This window comes from Methanohalophilus euhalobius, assembly GCF_900215215.1.
Lineage (GTDB): Archaea > Halobacteriota > Methanosarcinia > Methanosarcinales > Methanosarcinaceae > Methanohalophilus > Methanohalophilus euhalobius.
The window spans coordinates 1-2,752 of record NZ_OBDR01000023.1; the positions used below are offsets into that span (position 1 = coordinate 1).

The 2,752-nt window shown below is 40.3% G+C and carries 4 protein-coding genes and 1 pseudogene; 4 read left to right on the top strand and 1 reads right to left on the bottom strand.

Annotated elements, in window-relative coordinates:
• Window positions 1–81 precede the first annotated feature (81 nt).
• Window positions 82–204, bottom strand: coding sequence for a hypothetical protein (locus CP947_RS10970; RefSeq protein WP_277749698.1), 123 nt, complete (start codon window positions 202–204; stop codon window positions 82–84).
• Between the two features lie 72 nt (window positions 205–276).
• Here CP947_RS10970 and rbr point away from each other — a divergent pair, with 72 nt between their 5' ends.
• The 4 genes and pseudogenes from rbr to CP947_RS10860 form a co-directional block, all read left to right on the top strand.
• Window positions 277–861: a rubrerythrin gene (rbr, locus tag CP947_RS10205; RefSeq protein WP_096713078.1), complete on the top strand. Its 585-nt coding sequence runs from the start codon at window positions 277–279 to the stop codon at window positions 859–861.
• Between the two features lie 272 nt (window positions 862–1,133).
• Complete coding sequence (locus tag CP947_RS10210) at window positions 1,134–2,153, top strand: hypothetical protein (protein ID WP_096713077.1); 1,020 nt, start codon at window positions 1,134–1,136, stop codon at window positions 2,151–2,153.
• Window positions 2,154–2,157: 4 nt separating this feature from the next.
• The gene (locus CP947_RS10855; protein WP_241646097.1) at window positions 2,158–2,406 is read left to right on the top strand and encodes a hypothetical protein; all 249 of its coding nucleotides are present in this window, start codon (window positions 2,158–2,160) and stop codon (window positions 2,404–2,406) included.
• Window positions 2,407–2,549: 143 nt separating this feature from the next.
• A pseudogene (locus CP947_RS10860) lies at window positions 2,550–2,752 on the top strand (hypothetical protein); the annotation flags it as partial.

The window sequence follows — 2,752 nt, forward strand, 5'->3', positions numbered from 1 at the left end:
AGTCATCCTGACAATCGAAAACAACAGAATGCTAATATTTATTGTAGCAGTTGGGGATCGTAAAACAATCTATCGGAAATATCAATCCTGAGATGCTTCCCTCCAGGTTCTGACAACACTCTTCAAAACAAATACCCGTTGCTTGGGACCCCTTTCCAGTTCAGCTATCTCCCCATAGCAGAGCTGCTCTTCGTTTATCTCCACAAAATTGAATTCAAAAAAAGCATTATATATTTATCAACTAAACCACATAAAAAACATCTGGAGAAACAAATCATGAAACAGACTGTAGAAAACCTGTCAAAAGCATTTGTCGGCGAAAGCCAGGCCCGGAACCGGTATACAATATATTCAAAGATTGCTAAAAAGGAAGGTTTCGAGCAAATTGCCGATCTTTTCCTCCTCACCGCCGAGAATGAAAGAGAGCATGCAAAATGGAGTTTCCGGCTGATCAATGAACTGAAAGAAGAAAGCGGGGAATCCTTCGATGACATTGCAATTCAGGCTGACGTTCCGACCGACTACGGCACAACCGCCGAGAACTTAAAAGCCGCAATCAACGGCGAGGATTACGAGACCACCACCATGTATCCCGAATTTGCACAGACTGCTGAAGACGAGAACCTGCCTGAAATCGCAGCAAGACTCAGAGCAATCGGTAAAGCCGAAATGCATCACAAAGAGCGCTTTGAAAAACTTCTCCGGGAAGTGGAAAACGGGACCGTTTTCAAAAAAGACAGGGAAGTTGAATGGGTCTGCCGCAAATGTGGTTATGTGCACAGAGGGCCCGAACCTCCCGAAGAATGTCCTTCATGCGACCATCCCTACAACTATTTCGAGAGAAAGTGCGAAGAGTACTGATAGTTTTAATGAGGTTGCAAAACAATTGCAATCCCCTTTCCTTCAATTTTTTCTGATAAAAACGCTGAATCAGTCTAATTTTTTGAAAAAGAGCAATCACACTGGAATGTATCTCATCCCTTAATCATATCTGCCAGACCAATCAGAATCACTTTCTCTTCCTCTGCAATCTCCCGCATCCGTGGAGTAAAACCGGCCTGATTTCTTTAATTGGGAAAACGAGACTATCACTGATAGGTTTATATAGGTATCACCATATAGTGATAGGTAAGATGAGTGCAGAAACTACTGATTGGAACAACGTGCAAAATCATATCCGCAAATATCTGGATATTTCACCACAATCCCTCCATACCGACATCACTACTTTAAGTGAAAATATTGCAATGAACCTTCCTATCTATCCTGATCTAATAGTAGAAGAAAATGATGCTATCTATTTTATTGGAATAAAATCGAAAGCCACTGTAGACATTATTGCAAAATTGAATCTTCTTCGGGATTTCTGTCTCAAAAACACATTCCCAAAAAAAATACAATTGGTTATTGCCGCCAAATCCTTTCCTGAACGAGAAAAACTGCTCATGGACCAACTGGACATCACCATGGTAAAACTTCCGTGGTCGATTAAACTCACCACTGAAAAACAGTCCAAACCCAGCAACCATCGAATAACTTCGGCCAAATCATGGAAAATAGTGTCCCGCCTTTTGAAAGAAAAGAAAACCTCTATCCGGCAGCTGGCAATTCTTGAAGATATATCGTACGGCTGGGCGCACAAAACAATCCAGGCACTTATTCAGCAGAATATTGTGAAAAAGGAAAACAACCGTGTAAGTATTTCTAATGCTGATAAACTGCTAAATGGTATTGCATGGGAACGTCCTCTAAATAAACTTAAAAGTTGCGAGATCCAGATCCCTTTCAGTGAATCGATGGATGCAGCAAGGGAAATTACCCGGGCTTTTTCTATGCAACACAATATACCAGTCGGATTTACTTCATACACAGCAGCGGCTTTGTATACCGGTTATGGAGTGCGCAATGATGCAGTTTACTTATATTTGGATGATGAGTATATAGATTATTTCAAAGAATTATTCGAATCTTCTTCGAGAAATAGTATAAAGGCAATAATCTATAGGCCTGACAGAGAAGTTTTCCAGAACACTCTGGAAAAAGAGGGTGTCCGGATCGTATCTGCTTCCCGGACACTTCTGGATCTGGCAGGTATGGGATATTCTGCAATGGATATTACAAAAGCAATGGTTGCAAAATATGACCTCTTATGAGAGAATGAGTGAAATAATTAATTTTTCACTGGATGAATTACGTGTAATTACCAGATTTCTCCATGAAAGAGAGGATACCGATAACCCTACAACCGTGCTAATTGACGGATGGGCAGTTGATTCATATAATCCCTGGTATGGCTCAGTAGATATCGATCTCATTACCAATAATAGTACACGAAATAGTCTAAATATCTGCGAAAAGAGCGTGATTTTGTACCATACAGACTGCCCGGACAACCCCGAAGTGTAAAAAAAGTAACCAAAGCAGGGTCTGTAATTATTGATTTTGCAACAAGAGAAAAACCATTTCCGTTTGAAGGGACAGATGAGTATTTAGATTTCAGTATTCTTGACGGAAACACTGAAACCAGGGCAATTCGGGGTAACATCGAAATGGCAGTACCCAACAGAGCAACGTTGATTGTTCTGAAATTAAAAGCTATATGGGATCGAAATAATAGAATATCCCAAAGAAAAAGTTATGGTATTGAATGGGAATCCGGAAAACTTGCCAAAGACTATGCAGATATTCTTGCATTAATTGACCCCAACAATGGTGGGAATGATGTGGAAATCTCCGTCTTAGGTAAATTTAT

Coding starts and splice junctions, on each gene's coding strand:
- rbr (WP_096713078.1), top strand. CDS start 277: ATGAAACAGACTGTAGAAAACCTGTCAAAAGCATTTGTCGGCGAAAGC.
- CP947_RS10210 (WP_096713077.1), top strand. CDS start 1,134: ATGAGTGCAGAAACTACTGATTGGAACAACGTGCAAAATCATATCCGC.
- CP947_RS10855 (WP_241646097.1), top strand. CDS start 2,158: ATGAGTGAAATAATTAATTTTTCACTGGATGAATTACGTGTAATTACC.